Raw genomic sequence first — 21,997 nt, 5'->3', positions numbered from 1 at the left:
CGTGATCACGCGGATTCTGCGAGAGACCTCTCCCCTGTGAGGGGAACGGCGCGTGCTACGTTCCGTCGAGCGACAGCTCATCCGGGATCTCGAAGTCCCGGCGGGTGAGCTCCTCGATGTTGACGTCCTTGAACGTCAGCACCCGCACCGACTTCACAAAGCGGTCGGCGCGGTACACGTCCCACACCCAGACGTCGCTCATCGTCAGCTCGAAGTAGAAGTCGTGCTCCGTGTCGTGGCGGACGACGTTCACGTCGTTGGCGAGATAGAAGCGCCGCTCCGTCTCGATCACGTACTGGAACTGCGACACCACATCGCGATACTCCCGGTACAGCGCAAGCTCGAGTTCGCGGTCAAAGTCGTCGAACGGGTCCTCATCCATGGTGGCTCCATCCTACGTGCGAGAGCGCCTGCTCGTGCCCGGAGCCGGATTGCCGGATGTCGCGGCAGGCGTCAGAACAATGCAGGCGCGTCCGCGATGGCCCAAGAGCGCCTGTGGTGATCGCTCAGGCCGTGACCGGCGATGGCCTCGCGGTGCGCGGCGCTGGCGTAGCCCTTGTTGCGCTCCCACGCATAGTGCGGGTGCTCGGTGTGCAGCGCGACCATGTGCTCGTCGCGGGCCACCTTCGACACCACCGATGCCGCGGAGATCGACGCGCAGGTGCGGTCGCCTTTGATCACCGGCCGCACGTCGAGGCGCGCCGCGGAGGCCCACTCGTCGAATGCCCTGGCTGTCGGCGTGATGTAGTCGTGGTTGCCGTCGAGCAGCACGATGCCGCTGTCCGGGGCGAATCCGGCTGCCGCGAGCGATTCGATGGCGCGCAGCGCCGCGAGCCCGAGCGCGCGCACGATGCCGACCTCGTCGATCTCGGCGGGGCTCGCCCAGCCCACGGCCGATCCCGTCACCCATCTCGCGGCGCGGGAGGCGACTTCCGGGCGCCGCTTCTCCGTGATGAGCTTGGAATCCTTCAGGCCCTCTGGCACCGCGCCTTCTGCAGCCGAGGCGTCGATCACGGACGCCCCGACGGCGACGGGGCCGGCCAGAGCGCCCCGACCGACCTCATCGAGCGCGAAGATGAGCGGAGCCTGCCCGAGCAGTCTGCGCTCGAGCTCGAGCGTCGGCGGTGCGGCGCTCATTCGTCGTCCGGTGACGGCACCGCGGCGAACACCTCGGGCGCGCTCATCCAGCCGAAGCGCTCGAACGGCCAGGTGCGGAAGAACACTCGCCCGACCACGTTGTCGACCGGGACGAAGCCATCACCTGGCTTGTCGCGGTTGTAACGCGAATCCAACGAGTTGTTGCGGTTGTCGCCCATCACCCAGAGCGAATCGTCGGGAACGGTGATGTCGAACCCGTCGCGGGAGGCCTTCGTGTCTCCCTCGGGGAGCTTCAGATACCCCATCTCGTCGATGGCCTTGCCGTTCACCGTCAGCTGCCCGAGAGCGTTGCAGCAGACCACGTGATCTCCCGGTGTGCCGATGATCCGCTTGACGAGGTGATCCTCGCTGTCCGCCGCTGACAGTCCGATCATGGTGAGGAACCAGTCGATGCCCTCGCTCACCGGGGAGCGCTCCGGCTCCCCCTTCGGCTCGAGCCAGCCGCCCGGGTCGGCGAAGACGACGATCTCGCCGCGCTCGTACTCGTTCCACAGCGGCGTCACTTCGTCGACGAGGATGCGGTCGTCGATCTGGAGCGTGTTCTCCATCGATCCGGATGGGATGTAGAACGACCGCACCACGAAGGTCTTGATCAGGAAGGAGATCAGCACGGCGATCACGATGATCACCACGACGTCGCGCAGGAACAGCAGCGCCCCGCCGCGTTTGTGCTCCTTCTTCTCCCGCTTCCCGTCGCGTTCCGCTTCCTGCCGCTGGCGAAGCTCGCGTCGCGAGGTCACCGGCATATCGTCCGCAGCAGGGTCGGCGGAAAGTGAATCGCTCATATCGTCCTTCGCTCGGCGCCGACGCAGGCGCTCCGTCCAGCATTCCACATCGCAGCAGGGAGCCCTTTGCGACACGGAGGCTGCTCACGCGGATGCACCGAAAAAGAAGAGCCCCGCGCCCCGAAAACCGGGGTGCGGGGCTCTCCTGAAGCATGTCAGCCGTTGTCGCGCTTCTCGCGGATGCGGGCCTTCTTGCCGGTGAGGCCGCGCAGGTAGTACAGCTTCGCGCGACGCACGTCACCACGGGTGACGCGCTCGATCTTCTCGATGATCGGCGAGTGCACGGGGAACGTGCGCTCGACGCCGACCTGGAAGCTGATCTTGCGGACCGTGAACGTCTCGCGCACGCCGTCGCCCTGACGGCCGATGACGACGCCCTGGAACACCTGCACACGCGAGCGGTTGCCCTCGACGATGTTGACGTGCACCTTGACGGTGTCACCCGGGCCGAACTCGGGGACGTCGGTGCGCAGCGAAGCCGCGTCGATGGCATCGATGATGTTCATGTCACTGTCTCTCTGCGGCCGCCACGGGTCGACCGCGATCCTCTGGAAAGAGTCGCTTGTGCGGTGAGGCCGAGGCAGAAAGCTCCGGCGGCCCTCGTCTCCCCCGCGGCAGAAACGAAACGCATGCGTGCAACAGCACCATGCATCACGGCACAGCGCCCTATTCTGCCATGGATTCCGCGTCCACCCAAACCGTCTCGGCGCTACTTGTCGGGGTCGCTCTCTGTGACGATGAGCACGTCGCCTTCGTCATCCGGACCCTCGTCGTCTCGATGCTTCGTGCGGAAACGCATGACGCCCGCCTCACGACGCAGCTGCCAGAACTGCAGCCAGAACAGAGCGAGCCCCGCGACGATGGCCGCCGACAGCGTCGCGGCGAACCATCGGGCGTCGACGACGACGACGGCGATCGTCAGGATGTGCCACACGCCGAAGCCGAGCACATCCCACCACGAGACGGCTCGGGTGCGCCCGACGGACGGACGGGAGCGCGTGATGAGAGTGAGCAGACCCTGCCCCAGGAACACCGACGGCATGGCGATGAACACGATCCACAGGATCGCGAAGCCGTTCTCGCCGAAGACGCCCCATCCGATCAGCAGCCAGGCCGGCAGCACGAGCGCGGCGAGCCACAGCCACCGGTAGAACACGCGACGAAGGGCCATGCTCCCAGCGTAACCGCGCGGGGCACGCCCATCTCGAGTGGGAGAGAATGGAAGGACGATACCTGGAGGATTCACATGATCGAACTGCGCACCCCCGCCGAGATCGAGCAGATGCGGCCGGCCGGCCGCTTCGTGGCCGAGACCCTGAACACACTGAGAAGCGAGGTCGCCGTCGGCACGAATCTGCTCGATATCGATCGGCGCGCGCACGACATGATCCGGAAGGCGGGCGCGACCAGCTGCTACATCGACTACCACCCGTCGTTCGGCGCGATGCCGTTCGGCAAGGTGATCTGCACGTCGATCAACGACGCGGTGCTGCACGGACTGCCGTTCGACTACAGCCTGCGCGACGGCGACCTCGTGACGCTCGACTTCGCCGTGTCCGTCGACGGGTGGGTCGCCGACTCGGCCGTATCGTTCGTCGTCGGCACGCCCCGCGATGAGGACCTGAAGCTCATCGACACGACGGAGCGGGCGCTGACGGCTGCCATCGACGCCGCGAAGGCCGGCAACCGGGTCGGCGACATCTCCGCGGCGATCGCCGAGATCTCCTATGCCGCCGGTCACACGATCAACACGGACTTCGGCGGCCACGGCGTCGGCCGCGAGATGCACGGCGACCCGCACATCCCCAACGACGGCCGGCCCGGCCGCGGCTTCCCGCTCAAGCCCGGTCTGATCATCGCGATCGAGCCGTGGCTGCTGCAGTCGACCGACGAGCTCTACACCGACCAGGACGGCTGGACCCTGCGCAGCGCCGACGGCTCCCGCGGCGCCCACTCCGAGCACACAATCGCGATCACCGAAGACGGCCCGATCGTCCTGACGGACAGGTCTGCCCTCTGACCTCATGCACACGAAAGCCCCGGATCACGATGATCCGGGGCTTTCTTCCGCTATGCGCTGAGCGGTGTCCGGCGCGGTCGATTCCCAGGCGGAGGAGGGAACGGGGCCGAGAGCCCTGTGACCGACGACAACGCAGGAAGCGGCCGTGCCGGGCGCCGCTCAGCGGGCGAAGTTTCCTCGGTAGTACTCATAGGTCCACCCCACCAGTGCGACGACCAGCAGGCCGGCCGCGAGCGGGATCAGGAAGGTGCCGACGGCGAGGCCGAGCGCGCCGAGGGCGACGGCTCCGCTGAGGACGAGCGGCCACCAGGACCACGGGCTGAACTCGCCCATCTCGGGGTCGTCGTCGTCGATGTCGGCGTCGAGGCGGTCCGCCGCGAGCTCAAGGCCCTTCTGGCTCGCGTGCCACTTCTGGATGAAGAAGGCGATCATCGCCGACATGAAGGTGCTGAACAGCAGAGCGATCGCGCCCGGCCACTCGACGGCTTCGTTCCACGTGCGCTCCCCCGCCTGAACGGCGTCGAGGTGACTGAGGATTCCCCAGCCGGCGTAGACGACGGTGCAGATCAGGAAGAAGACCGCGAGGATCCACCAGATGACAACGTTGGATTTCATGGCTCTACTTCACCTCTCCGTCTGCGACGTCCTTCACTGGGACATCCGGAGCATCCTTCGCCGGCCCGACACCCACCTCGACGACGGGGCCGTGGTTCAGGTCGAACGCGGGGCGCTCCGACCGGATGCGCGGGATCGACGTGAAGTTGTGCCGCGGCGGCGGGCAGCTGGTCGCCCATTCGAGCGATCCGCCGAAGCCCCACGGGTCGTCGACTGTGACCTTCTTCGCCTTGCGGGCGGTGACCCACACGTTCAGCAGGAAGGGGATCATCGACGCGCCGAGAATCATGGCACCGACGGTGGAGAGCTCGTTGCCCCACGCCCAGCCGTCTGCCGCCGAGTAGTCGGCGTAGCGGCGAGGCATGCCGTCGACACCCAGCCAGTGCTGGATGAGGAACGTCATGTGGAAGCCGATGAACAGCATCCAGAAGTGCACGTAGCCGAGACGCTCGTTGAGCATCTTCCCCGTCCACTTCGGCCACCAGAAGTAGAAGCCGGCGAACATCGCGAATACGACGGTTCCGAACACCACATAGTGGAAGTGGGCCACGACGAAGTACGAATCCGACACGTGGAAGTCCAGCGGCGGCGCCGACAGGATGACTCCGGTGAGACCGCCGAAGACGAAGGAGACCAGGAAGCCGAGTGAGAACAGCATCGGCGTCTCGAAGGTGAGCGACCCTCGCCACATCGTTCCGATCCAGTTGAAGATCTTCACGCCCGTGGGAACGGCGATCAGCATCGTCATCAGCGCGAAGAACGGCAGCAGCACCGCACCGGTGACGTACATGTGGTGAGCCCACACCGACACCGACAGCGCCGCGATGGCGATCGTCGCGTACACGAGGGTCTTGTAGCCGAAGATCGGCTTGCGGCTGAACACCGGGAAGATCTCGGAGACGATGCCGAAGAACGGCAGCGCGATGATGTACACCTCTGGGTGTCCGAAGAACCAGAACAGGTGCTGCCACAGCAGCACACCGCCGTTGGCCGGGTCGTACACATGGGAGCCGAGGATGCGGTCGCTGGCCGCGGCGAGCAGCGCGGCTGCGAGGACCGGGAACGCGATCAGGATCAGCAGGCTGGTCACGAGCGTGTTCCAGCTGAAGATCGACATGCGCCACATCGTCATGCCGGGTGCGCGCATCGTGATGATCGTGGTGATGAAGTTCACCGCGCCGAAGATGGTGCCGAATCCGGAGATGCCGAGACCCATCATCCACAGGTTGCCGCCGACACCCGGCGAGAACGAGGCGTTGGCGAGCGGCTGATAGGCGAACCAGCCGAAGGAGGCCGCGCCCTGCGGGGTGAGGAAGCCGGCCACCGTGATGATCGAACCGAAGGTGAACAGCCAGAAGGCGAACGCGTTCAGTCGAGGGAACGCCACATCGGGTGCACCGATCTGCAGCGGCAGTATCACGTTGGCGAAACCTGCGAACAGCGGCGTCGCGAATATCAGCAGCATGATCGTGCCGTGCATCGTGAACAGCTGGTTGTACTGTTCGTGGGTCGGGACCACCTGCAGGCCCGGTGCGAACAGCTCGGCGCGGATGATCAGCGCCATCACACCGCCGAGCATGAAGAACAGCACCGAGGTGATCAGGTACATGTACCCGATCGTCTTGTGGTCAGTGGATGTGATCCAGCTGACGATGATGTTGCCCTTGCGGTGGGTGCTGTTCCCGCTGAGCAATGCCGCCTGACGCGCCGGCATCGCCGGGCGCTGCTCCTGCACAGTCGATGTCATAGCGCTCAGTGCCCCTCTTCTTCTGCCTCGGCACCAGTGGTGCCCGGGAGGTTCTGCAGGCGGTCGTAGGCGTCGTTGATGTCGCCCGTCTGACCATCGCCCTCGAGGTCGTCGAGGTACGACTCGTATTCGGCATTGCTGACCACGTCGACCTCGAAGAGCATCGCGGAGTGGTATTCACCGCACAGCTCGGCGCACTTGCCCTGGTAGGTGCCCTCACGGGTGGGGATGAACGACCACGAGTTGTCGTGTCCCTGGTACATGTCCTTCTTGTAGAGGAAGTCGATGATCCAGAAGGAGTGGATCACGTCGCGGGACTGCAGGTCGATGGTGACCTTCTTGTCCACCGGCAGCACGAGCCTGGGGAGCTTGTTCTCGTCGACGTCGCCGTCGTCATCGACCTGGGCTTGGATGCCCATCGTCCACACGGCGTCGGAGTTGTCCTCCTGGTCGCCGTCGTACTGGAAGTCCCATGCCCACTGCTTCGCGATCGCGGTGATGTGCACGTCGGGCTCTGCCCACGGCTCCTCGATCTTCGTCTGCTCGCGAGCGGTGAAGGCGAACAGTCCGATCACCAGGATCAGCGGCACCGTCGTGAAGAAGATCTCGATCGGCATGTTGTAGCGCAGCTGCACGGGCAGACCGGTCTGTCCCTTGCGGCGGCGGTACACGACCATCGCCCAGAGCATCAGGCCCCAGGTGATGATGCCCACGACCAGAGCGGCGATCCACGAGCCCGTCCAGAGCGCGGCGATGCCGTCGGTCTGGTTGGTCGCGGGGGTGCCTTCTTCGGTGAAGCCGGGGAGGTACCCGTGCAGTTCCGTCGGGGTGCAGCCCACGAGGGCGACGAGAGAGGCAACGGCGATAGGTATCGCGGCCCAACGGAGGCGGCGTTTCGACGGCACGTACTTCACCTTTCGAACGTGAATGGAGCGGAATCAGTCTACGGCACTTGCTCACCGGATTCAGGCCACACTCCCAGCGTGTGGCGCGGTGCTCCGGTGGTGCCGCACAGCGAACGGCCCCGCATACGGGAGCTGCGGGGCCGTTCGCTCGTGGATCAGTGGAAGCTGTCGCCGCAGGCGCAGGAGCCGCCGGCGTTCGGGTTGTCGATCGTGAAGCCCTGCTCACTGATCGTGTCCTTGAAGTCGATGGCGGCACCGTCGAGATACGGCACCGACATATTGTCGACGATGACCTCGACGCCATCGAAGTCGACGGTCTCGTCACCCTCGAGCTGGCGTTCGTCGAAGTACAGCTGGTAGATCAGGCCGGAGCATCCGCCCGGCTGCACGGCGACGCGGAGGCGCAGGTCGTCGCGCCCTTCCTGTTCGAGCAGGCTCTTCACCTTGGCGGCGGCGGTATCCGTGAGGCTCACGCCGTGTGCGCGGGTCTCGGCGTTGATCGTCAGGGTGTCACTCATGCCGTCTCCTTCTCACTCCAGGTTTCGCCCTTGCGCGGGAACGCACATCGGCCTTCTACCGATTGTAGACGTCGATTCGGCGCTTCAGGCACGTTTCCGTCCCGCTCGCGGCGTTTCTCGCCCGTCGGACGCGGCATCCGGATGTCGTCTCAGCCCTCGCGCTGATTCATCCGCCCCAGCAGCAGCGTCTCCGACACGATCGCGTGGCGGAACGTGTCGAGGTGCAGGGACTCGTTCGGACTGTGCGCCCGCGAGTGCGGATCCTCGATGCCCGTGACGAGGATCTGCACCCCCGGATAGCGCTCGACGAGGTCGGCGACGAACGGTATGGAGCCGCCGACGCCGTAGTCGACGGGCTCCGTGCCGTATCCGTCTCGCATCGCCTCGCGTGCCGCGGTCACCGCCCATCCCGACGTGTCGACGAGGAAGCCGTCGCCGTTGTCGACCTCACTGAAGGTGAGCTCAGCGCCGAACGGTGCGCGCTGCTCCAGGTGGGAGCGGATGGCCTCGTAGGCCTCCCGCGAGCTCTGGCCTGGTGCGACACGAGCGCTGACGACGACGGTGATCTCCGGCGCGAGGGTGTTGCTCGCCGCATGCACTGGCGTGTGGTCGATCCCCGTGACGGTGATGGCCGGTTTGTTCCAGATGCGGGAGAGGATGGTGCCGTTCCCCATGGGGCTGACGCCGTCGAGGAGTCCTGCTTCGTCCCGCAGCGTCGACTCGTCGTACTCGGGAGTGTCGGCATCACGTATGGCAAGGCCCTCGACGGCGACCGAGCCGTCGTCGTGCCACAGCGTCGACAGCAGCTTGATGGTGGCGAGCATGGCATCGGGCACCGCGCCGCCGAACATGCCGGAGTGCGATGCGTGGGCGAGCGTGCGCACGGTCAGGTGGAACGTGGCGTTGCCACGCAGCGACACGGTGACGGCGGGCGTGGCCGAGTCCCAGTTGCCTGAGTCGGCCACGACGATCACGTCGGAGCGCATCTCGTCCGCGTTGTCGTCCATGAACTGCGTGAACGAACGCGAGCCGAACTCCTCCTCGCCCTCGATGAACAGCACGATGCCCAGGTCGAGGTCGTCGCCGATCTTCTCGTGCAGCGCCCGCAGCGAGGCGATGTGCGTCATGACGCCCGCCTTGTCGTCAGCGGCGCCGCGACCGTACAGGCGCCCGTCGCGCACGGTCGGCTCGAACGGCGGCGTCTGCCAGAGCGCGTCGTCGCCAGGGGGCTGCACATCGTGGTGGGCGTAGAGCATCACCGTCGGCCTGCCGTTTCGCGCCCTGCGCGTGGCCAGCACACCCGGCTGACCGAGGTCGTCGGTGCCCGGAACCTCCGCGCGATGGATGCGCACCTCGTCGAAGACAGCGGTGTCGCGGGCGAGCTGCGCCACCGCCTCCGCGCTGCGCCCGAGCTGATCCTGGTCGAAGGACGGCCACGCGATGCCGGGGATGCGCACGAGGCGGCCGAGATCGGCCAGCGCGTTCGCGATTCCCCCTTCCGCGACGTCGGCGAGATTCTGATCCGGATCTTCTGCGAAGGTCATGCGGGTATCCTAGGGCGCGAACCGCAACGACTTATCGAGGTGCTCCGCCGTGGCAAAGACCCCCGCTCCCAGCGACAACGACGCGTCGACGCCGACCGTCGGCAAGGGACGCCCCACTCCGACGCGCGCCGAGCGCGAGGCGGCCAATCGCCGTCCGCTCGTCGCCAACACGAAGGAGGCCCGCAGACGCGCTAAAGCTGACCTTCGCGCCCGCCAGGATCGCGCCCGCCTCGGACAGGCCAATGGCGAGGAGAAGTTCCTCCAGCCGCGCGACAGAGGGCCGCAGCGCCGCTGGGTGCGCGACTTCACCGACTCACGGTGGCATCTCGGCGAGCTGCTGATGCCTGCGCTGATCGTGATCCTGGTCGCGACGATGTTCCTGCCGTACGCGTTCCAGTTCTACGGCATGGTCGGCCTGTGGGTGTTCGTGCTGTTCACCGTCGGCGATATGTTCATCCTGTCGCGCAGTGTGAAGAAGCGCGCCGGCGAGAAGTTCGGCGAGGACAAGCGTGAGAAGGGTCTCGGCTGGTACGCGGCGATGCGCTCGATGCAGATGCGCTTCATGCGCCTGCCGAAGCCGCAGGTGCGCGTCGGCGGCGCACCGAAGTAGCGGCACGCGCATCCGGCCTCGCTCATCCGGCACGATCCGGATGAGCGAGGCCGGTTCGCGTCAGCGGCCCCGTATCAGGCCGCGGTTGATCTGTCGCGCCCAGAACGGGCCACGATAGAGGAACGCCGTGTAGCCCTGCACGAGGGTCGCCCCCGCATCGAGCCGCTCCTGCACGTCGTCGGCGGTCTCGACGCCGCCGACCGAGATCACGCAGAACTCAGGGTCAGGCACCTCGGCCCGGATGATCCGGAGCACCTCGAGAGAGCGTTCACGCAGGGGCGCGCCGGAGAGACCGCCGGCGCCGGCGGCGGAGATCGTGGCCAGATCGGCGGTGAGACCGTCTCGGGAGATGGTCGTGTTGGTGGCGATGATGCCGGCCAGGCCGAGATCCTTGGCCATCGTCGCGACACCGGCGATCTCGTCATCCGGCAGGTCGGGTGCGATCTTCACCAGAAGCGGGGTGGCACCGGCCGCCTCGCGCACAGCCGTGAGCAGCGGCGTCAGCGTCTCGATCGCCTGCAGACCGCGCAGGCCAGGAGTGTTCGGCGACGAGACGTTCACCGCAAGATAGTCGGCGAGCGGTGCGAGCATCGTCGCGCTGGCGACGTAGTCGTCCGTGGCGTCAGCGACATCGACGACACGGCTCTTGCCGATGTTGGCACCGACGACGGCTCCCCCGCGCCGCATCTTCGCCAGGCGCTTGGCCGCGGCCTTCGCGCCGCGATTGTTGAAGCCCATCCGGTTGATGACGGCGCGATCGCGCACGAGGCGGAACAGTCGGGGCTTGGGGTTGCCGTCCTGCGGGATCGCCGTGACGGTGCCCGCCTCGATGTGGCCGAAGCCGAGCGCGTCGAGGCCGCGAACACCGACGGCGTTCTTGTCGAAGCCCGCGGCGACGCCGAACGGACTCGGGAACGTGAGCCCGAGCGTGGTCACCGCAAGCGACGAGTCGGGCTTCGTCACGGCGCGCACGATCGGCGCGAGCGGCCTGAGCCCTGCGAGGCGGATGACTGCCATTCCGAGGTGGTGGGCGACCTCAGGATCGAAGCGGGTGAGCACGGTGCGGAACAGCAGCGGGTACATTCTCAATCCTTCTGGTCCGTCGCCGAATCGATCGGCGCCGCGACCGCGTGATCGGCGCGGAGCGAGGCGATGGCCGATTCGAAGTCTTCGAGCGACTCGAACGCCTGGTAGACGCTGGCGAAGCGGAGGTAGGCCACCTCGTCGAGCTCACGCAGCGGGCCGAGGGTCGCCAGACCGATCTCGTTGGCGTCGATCTGGCTGAGGCCGGTCTGACGCACCGCCTCCTCGACCTTCTGCGCGAGCACGGCGAGGTCCGCGTCGGTGACAGGACGACCCTGGCAGGCCTTGCGCACACCGAGCACGACCTTGTCACGGCTGAACGGTTCGACGGCGCCGGATCGTTTGATCACGTTCAGACTGGAGGTCTCGACCGTGGAGAAGCGCTTCCCGCATTCGGGGCACTGACGCCTGCGCCGGATGGACAGGCCGTCGTCGCTCGTACGCGAGTCGATGACGCGGGAGTCGCCGTGGCGGCAGAACGGGCAGTGCATCAGGCGAACCGCGCCGTGACGGCCTCGCCGTGCGCGGGGAGGGCCTCTGCTTCGGACAGGGCGACGATGCCGTCCCTGACGGCTTCGAGCGCCTCGCGCGAGTATTCGATGACCTGCTGCGATCGCAGGAACGTGGCGGCGCCGAGGCCCGCCGCGTAGCGCGCCTGGCCTCCGGTCGGGAGCACGTGGTTCGATCCGGCGAGGTAGTCGCCGAGGCTGACAGGGCTGTGGGTCCCGACGAACACCGCGCCGGCGCTGGTGTAGCGGGGCGACGCGTCTGCGGCGTCGGCGAGGTGGAGTTCGAGGTGCTCCGGCGCGTACGCGTTGCTGAACGCTTCGGCCGCGGATGCGTCGTCGACGAGCACGATCGCGGACTGCTCCCCCGCCAGCGCAGTGGCGACGCGCTCGGCATGCCTGGTCGCAGCCGCAACGCGTTCGACCTCGGCGGCGACCGCTTCAGCGAGGGTGAGCGAGCTCGTCACGAGCACAGCTGAGGCCTGCTCGTCATGCTCCGCCTGGCTGACCAGGTCGTAGGCGACGTGCCGGGCATCGGCTGTGTCGTCCGCCGAGATCAGGATCTCCGTCGCTCCCGCCTCCGCGTCCGTGCCGACGACGCCGGCGACGGCCCGCTTGGCCGATGCGACGAAGTTGTTGCCTGGCCCGGTGACGACATCGACCGGATCGAGGCCGAGCTCGTCGACGCCGTAGGCGAACGCGCCGATCGCTCCTGCGCCTCCCATCGCGTAGACCTCGTCGATGCCGAGCAGCGCGGCCGCTGCGAGGATCGTCGGGTGCACGCGACCGTCGTGCTCGGACTGCGGCGGCGATGCGAGTGCGACCGAGGCGACGCCGGCGACCTGAGCAGGCACGACATTCATGACGACGCTCGACGGGTACACCGCCTTGCCGCCTGGCACATAGACGCCCACGCGTGCGACCGGCTGCCAACGCTGCGTCACACGCGCGCCGTCGGCGAGAGTGGTCGTCCTGGCCGGGGGGATCTGGGCCGCGGATGCCTCACGCACACGACGGATCGTCTCTTCCAGTGCGTCGCGGATCGGCGAGGCGAGGCCCGCGAGTGCCTCAGTGAGCTGCTCCGAGGGCACGCGGATGGCGTGGTCCGTCGCACCGTCGAACCTCTCCGCCTGTTCGCGCAGGGACGCCTCGCCCCTGGCGCGGACATCGGCGACGATGTCGGTCGCCGCCTCGAGCGCCGCCTGCCGTGCCGCGTTCGCGCGCGGCACGGCGGCGAGCAGTTCCGCGGGCGTCAGCTCGCGCCCGCGCAGGTCGATCGTGCGCATGTTCGTATGGTTCTCTTCTCAGCCGCGGGTGACGCCCGTGGTGTCGTGCAGGTAGCCGACCCTGCCGTTGTCGTCGCGGACGACGAATACCTCGCCGCGCTCCTCCAGCACCAGCGCCCACGCCGTGGGGCCGATGCGGAACAGCGGACCGCCGGCGGCGTCGACGACGTCACGCTCGACCGGCGCGAGTGCCCAGAACGGCTGTGCGTTCGTCACCGGGAGGGAGCCTGGGTCGACGCGCTGACCCTCGGCCGAATCCTCGTCGTCGTGACGGTCAGAATCGCGGGCGTCCTGAACATCGGCCGGCACGCGCAGGACGGTGTCGCCGTCGAGTTCTGAGTCGACCGCCGCGGCGTCTGCCTCGTCCGGCACGGGGATCGAACCGGTGCGCCGGTACCCCTGCCCCGGCTGCTCCTCGCCATCGCTGGCGAGGGCGCCGCCGAAGTCGACGCCGGCTGCGCTGTGGTCGAGCGCCGAGCGGGCGGGCTGCCCCGTCACCTGTTCGGTGTCGGTTGTGATCTCCTCGTCCTGTGTCGAGACGTCGGCAGAGGTCGGCACCTGCAGCGCGCGCGTGGCGACGTCGTCGGCCTCTCCTGCTGACTCGTCGGCGTCGGAGGCGACCTCGGCCGCGGCGGTCGTGCCGTCGGAAGCCGCGGCGCCGTGCTCGGTTCCATCTGCCGGAGCACTGTCCCCTGCGGGAGCGTGGTCTGCCGACGGCTCACCGAAATCGATGGCGGGTGCGGCTGCCGGCGGGCCGAACGGATCGGCGACGGGTTCCTGGGGCGGGTACTCGTACGGCGCAGCAGGAGCACCGGAGGCAGGAGCGTGCGCGTCGGCGGTCGGCGCCTGCGCGGCATCCTCGGCGCCAGAGGCCTGACCCTGGTACTCGTACGGCGCAGCAGGAGCGCCATAGGCAGGCGACTGCGCGTCGGCAGTCGGCGCCTGCGCAGCTTCCTCAGCGCCAGAGGCCTGACCCTGGTACTCGTACGGCGCAGCAGGAGCGCCATAGGCGGGAGGCTGCTGCGGAGCGAACGACGACGACGGGTCTGGCTGCGGTGCGTACGGCACGGGCTGCTGCGGGTAGCCGCCCTGCGGTCCGTAGGCGTTCTGCTGACCGTAGGCCGGGGGCTGCTGGCCATACGGGCTCTGCCCGTACGGCGGCTGCGCGTGGGGCGGCTGCTGACCATAGGGCGCCTGCTGGCCGAACGGTGCGGGCTGCTGGCCGTACGCCTGCTGGCCCTGCTGCTGCCACGGCGCCTGCTGCGGTGCGGGCTTCGGCGCCCGCGGGCGCTGGATCAGCGTGAGCGCGGGCCTCGCCGCTCTCGTCGCCTGTGTCTCCTCGCGACCGTCGAAGTCAGCTCGGAACGGCGGAACGAACGGAGCGACGACCGTGAAGAACACGCCGGCAAGTGCGACCACGGCGGCGACCCAGGCCATCCAGGTGACGCCGACGCCGCCCATCATTGAACCGGTGCCGAGCGCCGAGAAGACGGCGCTCCAGTAGACGACGGCGTACGACACGAACGCAACCGATGCGAACTGGTCGATGCTCAGCGAACCGATCTTGAGTGTCGTGAGTGCCGGCACGAGGCGACGCAGCACGATCAGCGCGGTAGCTGCGACCATGGCGACCGATGCGGCGATCGCGGCGATTCCCTGTCCCCAGACCGGGAAATACGACGGCAGCTCCATGCCGAAACCTGCTGACGCACCTGTCAGCGAGTAGATCGAGAAGAACGAGAAGACGATCGAGACGACGCCGACACCCGCAAGAATCAGCTCCCGCAGCGAGAACACCCAGATCGCGGGGACGCCGCCGTGGCCGCGATCACCATCCGGTTCATCGGTCGTATTCGACATCGGCTGTTCCGGGATGAAGCTCTCTCGTGCCGGCGCAGGTGCCGGCGGCCGCGGGTCGCCCGCGGGGGGCTGCGGATTGGGAGCGCCCTGCTGCGGCTGGCCGCTCGGCTCCCAGGCCTGCTGGCCGTTTGTGTTGTCGGACACGACTGACGTCCCCTCTTACTGCTCGCGTGAGCATTGCTTGCACGGTCGTGGTTACTTCGATCCTACTGCCCGGATCACGGCCGTCTTCTGTGTTCGTTCTGTGTGACGGCCGCCCGCGCGCCGTCGCCTCAGCCCAGGCACTGCGGCCCGAGGAGCGACTTCAGGTCGCCGAAGAGATCGGCGGTGACGGTGACGGGGATCGGCACTTCGAACACCTTCGCCGATCGTCCTCTGTGCATCTTCAGTCGCACCTCTGTGTCTCCTGTGTGTCGCTTCAGCACGTCGGCGAGGTCCTTCACGACCCGCTCCGTGGCACGCTGCTCCGGCAGAAGAAGAGTGATGGGACCCGCCGTGTCCATCGCCCCCAGGTCGGGCGAGAACGCCGACTGCGCGTGCAGGTTCAGCCCATCGTCGCGGCGCGACACCCGCCCGCGGACGACGAGAATCGAGTCCTGCTGCAGAATCGGCTGGAACTCCTGATAGGTCTTCCCCATGAACATCACGGTGACCTCGGCTTCGAAGTCCTCGACCGTGACCATGCCGTACGGATTTCCACTCGCCTTCGCCACCCTGTGCTGGGCGCTCGTGACGAGACCGGAGACGGTGACCTGGTCGCCGTCGTCGAGCGATTCCGATCCGAGCAGGTCGGCGATCGTGATGCTGCGGTGCTTGGCGAGCGGCACCTCGAGACCGGCGAGCGGGTGATCCGAGACGTACAGCCCGAGCATGTCGCGCTCGAAAGCGAGCTTGTCCTTCTTCGTGTACTCGGGGCGCTCCGGGACCTTCTGCACTTCCTGAGGCTCGTCCCACAGGCTGTCGAAGTCGAAGCCGACCTCGCCCTGCGCCTCGCGCCGCTTGTCGAGCACCGCCTGTTCGACGGCATCCTCGTGGATCTCCACCAGGGCACGCCGCGTGGCACCCATCGTGTCGAACGCGCCCGCCTTGATCAGCGACTCGACGGTGCGCTTGTTCGCCGCGTGCGCGGGGACGCGTTTCAGGAAGTCGTGGAAGCTCGCGTACGGCCCGTCGGCGCGCGCCGAGACGATCCCGTCGACGACGTTCGAGCCGACGTTGCGCACGGCGCCGAGGCCGAAGCGGATGTCCTCCCCGACGGCGGCGAAGAAGAGGATCGACTCGGAGACGTCCGGCGGCAGCACGTTGATGCCCATGCGCCTGCACTCATTGAGGTACATCGCGAGCTTGTCGCGCGAGTCGCCGACGCTGGTGAGCAGCGCGGCCATGTACTCGGCCGGATAGTGCGCCTTGAGGTAGGCCGTCCAGTACGACACCACGCCGTACGCAGCCGAGTGGGCCTTGTTGAACGCGTAGTCGGAGAACGGGAGCAGGATCTCCCACAGGGCCTTGATCGCCCCCTCCCCGAAGCCGCGACTCTTCATCCCCTCGGCGAAGCCGACGTATTGCTTGTCGAGCTCCGACTTCTTCTTCTTTCCCATCGCGCGACGCAGGATGTCTGCCTGCCCGAGACTGAACCCGGCGACCTTCTGTGCGATCGCCATCACCTGCTCCTGGTAGATGATGAGGCCGTATGACGTGTCGAGGATCTCCCTGAGCGGCTCCTCGAGCTCGGGATGGATCGGGCTGATCTCCTGCTCACCGTTCTTCCGCAGCGCGTAGTTCGTGTGGGAGTTCGCGCCCATCGGGCCTGGTCGGTACAGCGCGATGACGGCTGAGATGTCCTCGAAGTTGTCGGGCTTCATCAGGCGCAGCAGGCTGCGCATCGGGCCGCCGTCGAGCTGGAAGACGCCGAGGGTGTCGCCGCGAGCGAGCAGCTCGTACGCGTCCTTGTCGTCGAGGGTGAGGGTCTCGAGGTCGATGTCGACGCCGCGGTTGGTGCGCACGTTGTCGAGGGCGTCCGAGATGATGGTGAGGTTGCGGAGCCCCAAGAAGTCCATCTTGATCAGGCCGAGCGACTCACAGGCCGGGTAGTCGAACTGGGTGACGATCTGCCCGTCCTGCTCGCGCTTCATGATCGGGATGATGTCGATCAGCGGATCGGAGGACATGATCACACCGGCGGCGTGCACGCCCCACTGGCGTTTCAGCCCTTCGAGCCCGATGGCGCGGTCGAAGACCGTCTTCGCTTCCGGGTCGGTCTCGATGAGCGAGCGGAACTCACTCGCTTCTTTATAGCGACCGTGATCCGGATCGAACATGCCGCTCAGCGGCATGTCCTTGCCCATCACGGGCGGCGGCATCGCCTTCGTGAGCCGCTCCCCCATGCTGAACGGGAAGCCGAGCACTCGGCTGGAGTCCTTCAGCGCCTGCTTCGACTTGATCGTGCCGTAGGTGACGATCTGCGCGACGCGCTCATCGCCGTACTTCTCCGTCACGTAGTCGATGACCTCGCCGCGGCGCCGGTCATCGAAGTCGACGTCGAAGTCGGGCATGGAGACGCGGTCCGGGTTGAGGAACCGCTCGAAGATCAGGCCGTGCTCAAGTGGATCGAGGTCGGTGATGCGCATCGCATACGCGACCATCGAACCCGCGCCGGAGCCTCGCCCGGGGCCGACACGGATGTCGTTGTTCTTCGACCAGTTGATGAAGTCGGCGACCACGAGGAAGTAGCCGGGGAACTTCATCTGGGTGATGATGCCGATCTCGTACTCCGCGCGCTTGCGCACGTCATCCGTGATGCCGTTCGGGTAGCGGTAGTGCAGCCCCTTCTCGACCTCTTTGATGAACCAGCTCTCCTCCGTCTCCCCATCCGGGACGGGGAATCGCGGCATGTAGTTCGCCTCGGTGTCGAACTCGATGTTGCAGCGCTCGGCGATGAGCAGTGTGTTGTCGCAGGCCTCTGGATGCTCGTTGAACAGCTGACGCATCTCCCGCGCCGACTTGATGTAGTAGCCGTCACCGTCGAGTTTGAAGCGGTTCGGGTTGTCCATCGTGGACCCGGACTGCACGCACAGCAGGGCCTCGTGCGCGTCGGCCTCATGCTGATAGGTGTAGTGGGAGTCGTTGGTGGCGAGCAGCGGGATGTTCAGGTCTTTGGAGAGCCTGATCAGGTCTTCGCGAACTCGCCGCTCGATGGAGAGACCGTGCTCCATGATCTCGGTGAAGTAGTTCTCCTTGCCGAAGATGTCCCGGTAGTCGGCCGCCGCCTGTCGCGCCTCGTCGTACTGGCCGAGTCGCAGCCGCGTCTGGATCTCGCCGGACGGGCAACCCGTGGTGGCGATGATGCCCTTGCCGTACGTCTCGAGGAGCTCACGATCGGCGCGCGGCTTGAAGTAGTACCCCTCGATGCTCGACAGCGAGCTGAGGCGGAACAGGTTGTGCATGCCCTCGTTGTTCTCGGCCCACATCGTCATGTGGGTGTAGGCGCCGCCGCCAGAGACGTCGTCGCTCTTCTGATCGGGCGAGCCCCACGACACCCGCGAGCGCTCGCTGCGCTGTGTGCCCGGCGTGATGTAGGCCTCGAGGCCGATGATCGGTTTGACCCCTGCGGCCTTCGCCGCGTTGTAGAACTCGAACGCGGCGAACGTGTTGCCGTGGTCGGTGACGGCGATGGCGCTCTGCCCCAGATCAGCCGCCGCCTGGGTCATGTTCCCGAGTTTCGCCGCCCCGTCGAGCATCGAGTACTCGCTGTGCACGTGCAGGTGGACGAAGTCGTCGGAAGCCATATCCCGAGTCTAAATTCACCCACGGACATTCCGCCCCGCCGTGTCGCGCTCCCGTGGCGGGCCGACGTTGCGGGAGGCCCCGGGAACCGGCGGCGCTCACAGCGGTGCGCGCCTGGGTGTGTACCGCCGCGGACGCCGCTGGGGCGAGTACGGCCGTCCCGAACGAGGACGTTCCACCCGCATCCGGCCGGTTTTCGCGTGACCGCGCTCAACCGGGCGTGTGCTCACCCCCGCGCCGACCCACGACCGAGTCCCGCATCGGCGGCTGGCACGCAGCGCCCATCAGGAGAAACGCACCTGGTGCGGCGGTGACCGCGAGCCCCGGCTGAACGACAGCTCCGAGGCATGCCAGGACGACGGCGACCCAGGCTGCGATACGAGCAGCACGCGCCCCGACGAAGAAAGACGCGATCGCCGATGCGAGAGAGACGGCTTGGCAGAGCACCGCCACTCCCATTGCATCGAACCAGGTCTCGATGCCGGAGATGCCCGCGGCCCGCCCGTGCACGAGGTTCGCCGAGCCGTAGGCGATCAGTATGTTCCCCCACGCCATAGCTGCGCCGGCGAACACGACGAGAAGCACGGCCCGGACGCGGTCGCGACTGACGACGCCGCTGATGATCATCGCAACGACGACGAGCATCATCACGCCGCCTCCCACCGCGATGCCGGGCAGAATGTAGCCGATGCCGTCAGCGCACACCCAGGTGCCGTAGCCTTCCGTTCCCGGTGCACCCGTGCTGCACCTCACGTGCAGCCGGTCCCGCAACAGCCAGATCAGCCCCGGCGCCGTGACCAGGGCGGCCGCGCCGCCGACGGCCGACCACAGCACCGCCGCCGCGCGGGGCGAGACGAGAGAACCTGCCATCGCCTCATCGTCTCAGACTCGCCGGTCCCGCTCCGTTTCCCCCGCCGACTGGGTGATCCGGCTCGTCGGCTGAGTGGACTCCACCGGCAATTGCGCCTGAGCGCGCAGACAGGCGGGTCGCGCCTCTGAAGCCGCGCCCCGCGGGATTTCTGAGCCGAATGACGTTGGTCCGATTCTGCGAGAGCGGTCGCGCGACGAGTGAACGATACCGTCGCGCGGCCCGCACTCAATCAGCGGGTGGAGGAAGCTCGGCTGGCGCTTGCGACGGCGTCTGGAGTGCCATCCCAGAGTCTGTTCCGCCGTTCGCATCATCCGGATGATCGGCCCCGTGCCGGTTCCAGCACATCGACGCTGATCGCAGCCTCGGCGGCAGCGTTCAGAGCCTCGGCGGCTGCCGCATCCGGTGCATCGACGGGCGCCGGAACGGCACCGACCACCAGTGCTGCTGTCGCCGCTCCTGCGACGAGTCCGCCCATGCCGATGCTCTAGCCAAGCGCCCCGCGCTGCGGGCGCACGCCTCCGCTCAGCGCCAACTGCTGCCATCGCCATCTCGCGCAGCAGCGCCTGACGCGCGGCGCCGCTTCATCACGCGTGTCGCGATACCGAGCAGCCACCGCCTGGCCGAGTCGCTCGACTGTCCGAACGAACCACGCCTGCGGAGGGCAACCAGGAATGCCTCGCTGAGCACAGCGTCCACACCGTCGCCGACCAATCACCGACGCACATCTCCGCCGACCGCCCGCGCATGCCGCCCGAAGATCGCCGCGATTCGCGCCGAGGCTTCGAGCGGTGCCGCGATGTCTTCGCTGTCAGTGCTCATATCGGGTATTGCACGCCCGCGCCGATCCGGTTCACGACTTCTGCGAAAGTGTCCGTCGCATCAGCACACGCGGGAATCCGTTCAGCACAGATCCGGTCTCGGCCGCCTGTGTGAAGCCCGCGCCCTCGAACAGCGCCTTCGTGCCGACGTACGCCATCGTCAGGTCGACGTGCTCACCGCGGTTGTCGACGGGGTACCCCTCAACAGCCGGCGCGCCGCGCTCGCGGGCGTACGACACTGCGCCAGAGATGAGGTGGTGCTGAATCCCCTGCTTGCGGTGGCCCGGCCGCACACGGAAGCACCACAGCGACCAGACGTCGAGTTCGTCGACATGCGGGATGAGGCGGTTGCGGGCGAAGCTGGTGTCTCTGCGCGGGTGCAGCGCCGCCCAGCCCACCGGTTCGCCATCGAGATAGGCGATGACGCCAGGCGGCGGATCGTGCTCGCACAGTTCCCGCACTCGGTCGGCGCGCGCCTGTCCGCGCAGCGCCTGGTTCTCCTTGCTGCCGATGCGGTAGCTCAGGCAGAAGCACACGTTGCTCGTCGGCTTCTTGGGCCCGACGAGCGCCGCCACGTCGTCGAACTCGGTCGCTGCCCGCACCTCGATCACCATGCGTTCAGTGTGCCCGGCGCTCCGTCCTGCACCCCGCACCGTGCCCGCGCGTCCGGCAGAGCAAGGCTCCCATGCTCGGTCGCCGAGATGAGTACGATGGCGGCGAGAATCCCACGTTCTCGCCGCCATCGTACTCATATCGCGCGGTCATACTCATGTCGCAGCGGGGACGCGATCGAGCCGCAGCTTCCTCGCTCGCGCTCCGTGACACGTGTCTCGCACACGGCCTCAAGCGAATGTGCGTGGCCTCCTTCCACCCACACCCCCGAGTTCGCGTGGCTTTCCGTCCACAACCCGCAGTTGCCCGTTGTGTGCGCTGCTCTCCAGTACCAAGACTCATGACGTCCCCATCCGGAACGGAGGATCGACATGGAGCTGTGCGCAGAACTCGAAAGGCGCGGTGGCTGGTTGCACCGAGCTGACCTGATCGATGCAGGCTGGAGCGCCGATCGGATACTCGCGGCTCGACGCAAGGAAGGCATAGAGCTGCTGCGCAGGCAGTGGCTGCTCCTGCCGAGCATCGGCGACGACCTGCGGACAGCGGCAGCACTCGGCGGAGTGGTCTCGTGCGTCTCGGCGCTGGCTCGGCTCGACCTCTGGCTCCCGAAGGGACTGCCGACGCAGGTCCATCTGGCGGTGCCGCCGCACACAGGCAGCACATCAGAATCGAGCGTCTGCCACCGTTCGCATCCGGTCACGGCTCGTCGGCCGCGCTCCCTGCTCGACGAAATCGAGAACGTATTGGCAAACGTCGCTTCGTGTCTTCCGAAGCGGGATGCTTTCTGCGTGTGGGAATCGGCTACCAATCGCCGGCGCGTCACACCCCAACAGCTGCGACGGATACCGTGGCGTTCCCGCGCTGCCAAGGATCTCGCGAAAGCGGTCTCTGAGCAATCGGACTCCGGTATGGAGTCGACCTTCGTGTGGAACTGCCGGCGCGCCGGTATTCGGGCCGTACAGCAGGTGAGAATCGCCGGCCATAGGGTCGACTTCCTGATCGGCAGGCATCTCGTCGTGCAACTCGATGGCTGGGCCTATCACAAGGATGCGGCACAGCGTCGGCGGGACATCCGGCACGATCGAGCCCTGACTGCCCTCGGCTGCACCGTACTGCGCTTCGACTACTACGACGTGATGCACGACTGGCCCCGCGTCGAGGCGGAGTTGCGACGCGGGATCGCCGCAGGTGCGGCCGACTAGCCAGCCGCCGAGACGAGTACAACCGCGCCAGGCTCGACCAGAACTGCCCCGAACGTACTCACCTCGACCGAAAG

At 67.2% G+C, this 21,997-nt stretch carries 21 protein-coding genes; 3 read left to right on the top strand and 18 right to left on the bottom strand.

Annotated features, from left to right (window positions below; all coding sequences use genetic code 11):
• Window positions 1-55: 55 nt before the first annotated feature.
• From CIK77_RS00600 to CIK77_RS00580, 5 genes are all read right to left on the bottom strand, one after another.
• Window positions 56-382 carry a DUF2469 domain-containing protein gene (locus CIK77_RS00600; RefSeq protein ID WP_087055606.1) on the bottom strand — a complete coding sequence of 109 codons (327 nt, stop codon included), beginning with the start codon at window positions 380-382 and terminating at the stop codon, window positions 56-58.
• A gap of 71 nt (window positions 383-453) precedes the next feature.
• Window positions 454-1,137: a ribonuclease HII gene (locus CIK77_RS00595; RefSeq protein ID WP_087055607.1), complete on the bottom strand. Its 684-nt coding sequence runs from the start codon at window positions 1,135-1,137 to the stop codon at window positions 454-456.
• The gene (gene lepB / locus CIK77_RS00590; RefSeq protein WP_249268648.1) at window positions 1,134-1,943 is read right to left on the bottom strand and encodes a signal peptidase I; all 810 of its coding nucleotides are present in this window, start codon (window positions 1,941-1,943) and stop codon (window positions 1,134-1,136) included. Before lepB ends, CIK77_RS00595 begins: the two co-directional genes overlap by 4 nt.
• A gap of 155 nt (window positions 1,944-2,098) precedes the next feature.
• Complete coding sequence (rplS, locus tag CIK77_RS00585) at window positions 2,099-2,449, bottom strand: 50S ribosomal protein L19 (RefSeq protein ID WP_087055608.1); 351 nt, start codon at window positions 2,447-2,449, stop codon at window positions 2,099-2,101.
• Between the two features lie 203 nt (window positions 2,450-2,652).
• The gene (locus CIK77_RS00580) at window positions 2,653-3,114 is read right to left on the bottom strand and encodes a hypothetical protein (protein WP_087055609.1); all 462 of its coding nucleotides are present in this window, start codon (window positions 3,112-3,114) and stop codon (window positions 2,653-2,655) included.
• A gap of 75 nt (window positions 3,115-3,189) precedes the next feature.
• On the opposite strand from CIK77_RS00580, the gene map reads away from it, so the two are divergent.
• On the top strand, window positions 3,190-3,963 hold the full coding sequence (map, locus tag CIK77_RS00575) for a type I methionyl aminopeptidase (protein WP_087055610.1): 774 nt from the start codon (window positions 3,190-3,192) through the stop codon (window positions 3,961-3,963).
• Between the two features lie 159 nt (window positions 3,964-4,122).
• Here the strand turns inward: map and ctaF are convergent, their stop codons facing one another.
• From ctaF to CIK77_RS00550, 5 genes are all read right to left on the bottom strand, one after another.
• On the bottom strand, window positions 4,123-4,578 hold the full coding sequence (ctaF, locus tag CIK77_RS00570) for an aa3-type cytochrome oxidase subunit IV (RefSeq protein WP_087055611.1): 456 nt from the start codon (window positions 4,576-4,578) through the stop codon (window positions 4,123-4,125).
• A 4-nt stretch (window positions 4,579-4,582) separates the two neighbouring features.
• Window positions 4,583-6,325, bottom strand: a complete 1,743-nt coding sequence (gene ctaD / locus CIK77_RS00565; RefSeq protein WP_087055612.1) for an aa3-type cytochrome oxidase subunit I — start codon at window positions 6,323-6,325, stop codon at window positions 4,583-4,585.
• Between the two features lie 5 nt (window positions 6,326-6,330).
• Window positions 6,331-7,230: an aa3-type cytochrome oxidase subunit II gene (gene ctaC, locus CIK77_RS00560; RefSeq protein ID WP_087055759.1), complete on the bottom strand. Its 900-nt coding sequence runs from the start codon at window positions 7,228-7,230 to the stop codon at window positions 6,331-6,333.
• A 155-nt stretch (window positions 7,231-7,385) separates the two neighbouring features.
• The gene (gene erpA / locus CIK77_RS00555; RefSeq protein ID WP_087055613.1) at window positions 7,386-7,748 is read right to left on the bottom strand and encodes an iron-sulfur cluster insertion protein ErpA; all 363 of its coding nucleotides are present in this window, start codon (window positions 7,746-7,748) and stop codon (window positions 7,386-7,388) included.
• 149 nt (window positions 7,749-7,897) lie between these two features.
• Window positions 7,898-9,292 (bottom strand): dipeptidase, encoded by a 1,395-nt coding sequence (locus CIK77_RS00550; protein ID WP_087055614.1) that lies wholly within the window; start codon window positions 9,290-9,292, stop codon window positions 7,898-7,900.
• A gap of 49 nt (window positions 9,293-9,341) precedes the next feature.
• Between CIK77_RS00550 and CIK77_RS00545 the strand changes: the two genes are divergently transcribed.
• Window positions 9,342-9,902 (top strand): DUF3043 domain-containing protein, encoded by a 561-nt coding sequence (locus CIK77_RS00545; RefSeq protein ID WP_087055615.1) that lies wholly within the window; start codon window positions 9,342-9,344, stop codon window positions 9,900-9,902.
• A 60-nt stretch (window positions 9,903-9,962) separates the two neighbouring features.
• Here the strand turns inward: CIK77_RS00545 and CIK77_RS00540 are convergent, their stop codons facing one another.
• The 8 genes from CIK77_RS00540 to CIK77_RS00500 all read right to left on the bottom strand — a co-directional run bounded on the left by CIK77_RS00540 (window position 9,963) and on the right by CIK77_RS00500 (window position 20,723).
• Window positions 9,963-10,985: a quinone-dependent dihydroorotate dehydrogenase gene (locus tag CIK77_RS00540; protein WP_087055616.1), complete on the bottom strand. Its 1,023-nt coding sequence runs from the start codon at window positions 10,983-10,985 to the stop codon at window positions 9,963-9,965.
• A gap of 2 nt (window positions 10,986-10,987) precedes the next feature.
• Window positions 10,988-11,476: a transcriptional regulator NrdR gene (nrdR, locus tag CIK77_RS00535; RefSeq protein ID WP_087055617.1), complete on the bottom strand. Its 489-nt coding sequence runs from the start codon at window positions 11,474-11,476 to the stop codon at window positions 10,988-10,990.
• Entirely contained in the window at window positions 11,476-12,777 is a 1,302-nt protein-coding gene (gene hisD / locus CIK77_RS00530; RefSeq protein ID WP_087055618.1) for a histidinol dehydrogenase, read from the bottom strand. The genes nrdR and hisD overlap by 1 nt, the downstream gene beginning before the upstream one ends.
• Window positions 12,778-12,795: 18 nt before the next feature.
• Window positions 12,796-14,781 (bottom strand): hypothetical protein, encoded by a 1,986-nt coding sequence (locus tag CIK77_RS17980; protein WP_249268649.1) that lies wholly within the window; start codon window positions 14,779-14,781, stop codon window positions 12,796-12,798.
• 128 nt (window positions 14,782-14,909) lie between these two features.
• Window positions 14,910-18,422: a DNA polymerase III subunit alpha gene (gene dnaE, locus CIK77_RS00515; protein WP_087055619.1), complete on the bottom strand. Its 3,513-nt coding sequence runs from the start codon at window positions 18,420-18,422 to the stop codon at window positions 14,910-14,912.
• 208 nt (window positions 18,423-18,630) lie between these two features.
• Entirely contained in the window at window positions 18,631-19,290 is a 660-nt protein-coding gene (locus CIK77_RS17545) for a hypothetical protein (protein ID WP_087055620.1), read from the bottom strand.
• A 308-nt stretch (window positions 19,291-19,598) separates the two neighbouring features.
• A complete protein-coding gene (locus CIK77_RS17540; RefSeq protein ID WP_170934187.1) occupies window positions 19,599-19,766 on the bottom strand; it encodes a hypothetical protein in 168 nt (55 codons plus the stop codon).
• Between the two features lie 375 nt (window positions 19,767-20,141).
• Window positions 20,142-20,723, bottom strand: a complete 582-nt coding sequence (locus tag CIK77_RS00500) for a GNAT family N-acetyltransferase (RefSeq protein ID WP_087055622.1) — start codon at window positions 20,721-20,723, stop codon at window positions 20,142-20,144.
• A gap of 369 nt (window positions 20,724-21,092) precedes the next feature.
• Between CIK77_RS00500 and CIK77_RS00495 the strand changes: the two genes are divergently transcribed.
• Window positions 21,093-21,923, top strand: a complete 831-nt coding sequence (locus tag CIK77_RS00495; RefSeq protein WP_087055623.1) for an endonuclease domain-containing protein — start codon at window positions 21,093-21,095, stop codon at window positions 21,921-21,923.
• Window positions 21,924-21,997 lie beyond the last annotated feature (74 nt).

The sequence above is a fragment of the Microbacterium sp. JB110 genome, from assembly GCF_003335195.1.
Lineage (GTDB): Bacteria > Actinomycetota > Actinomycetes > Actinomycetales > Microbacteriaceae > Microbacterium.
This window is presented reverse-complemented; position numbering and strand designations above follow the sequence as displayed.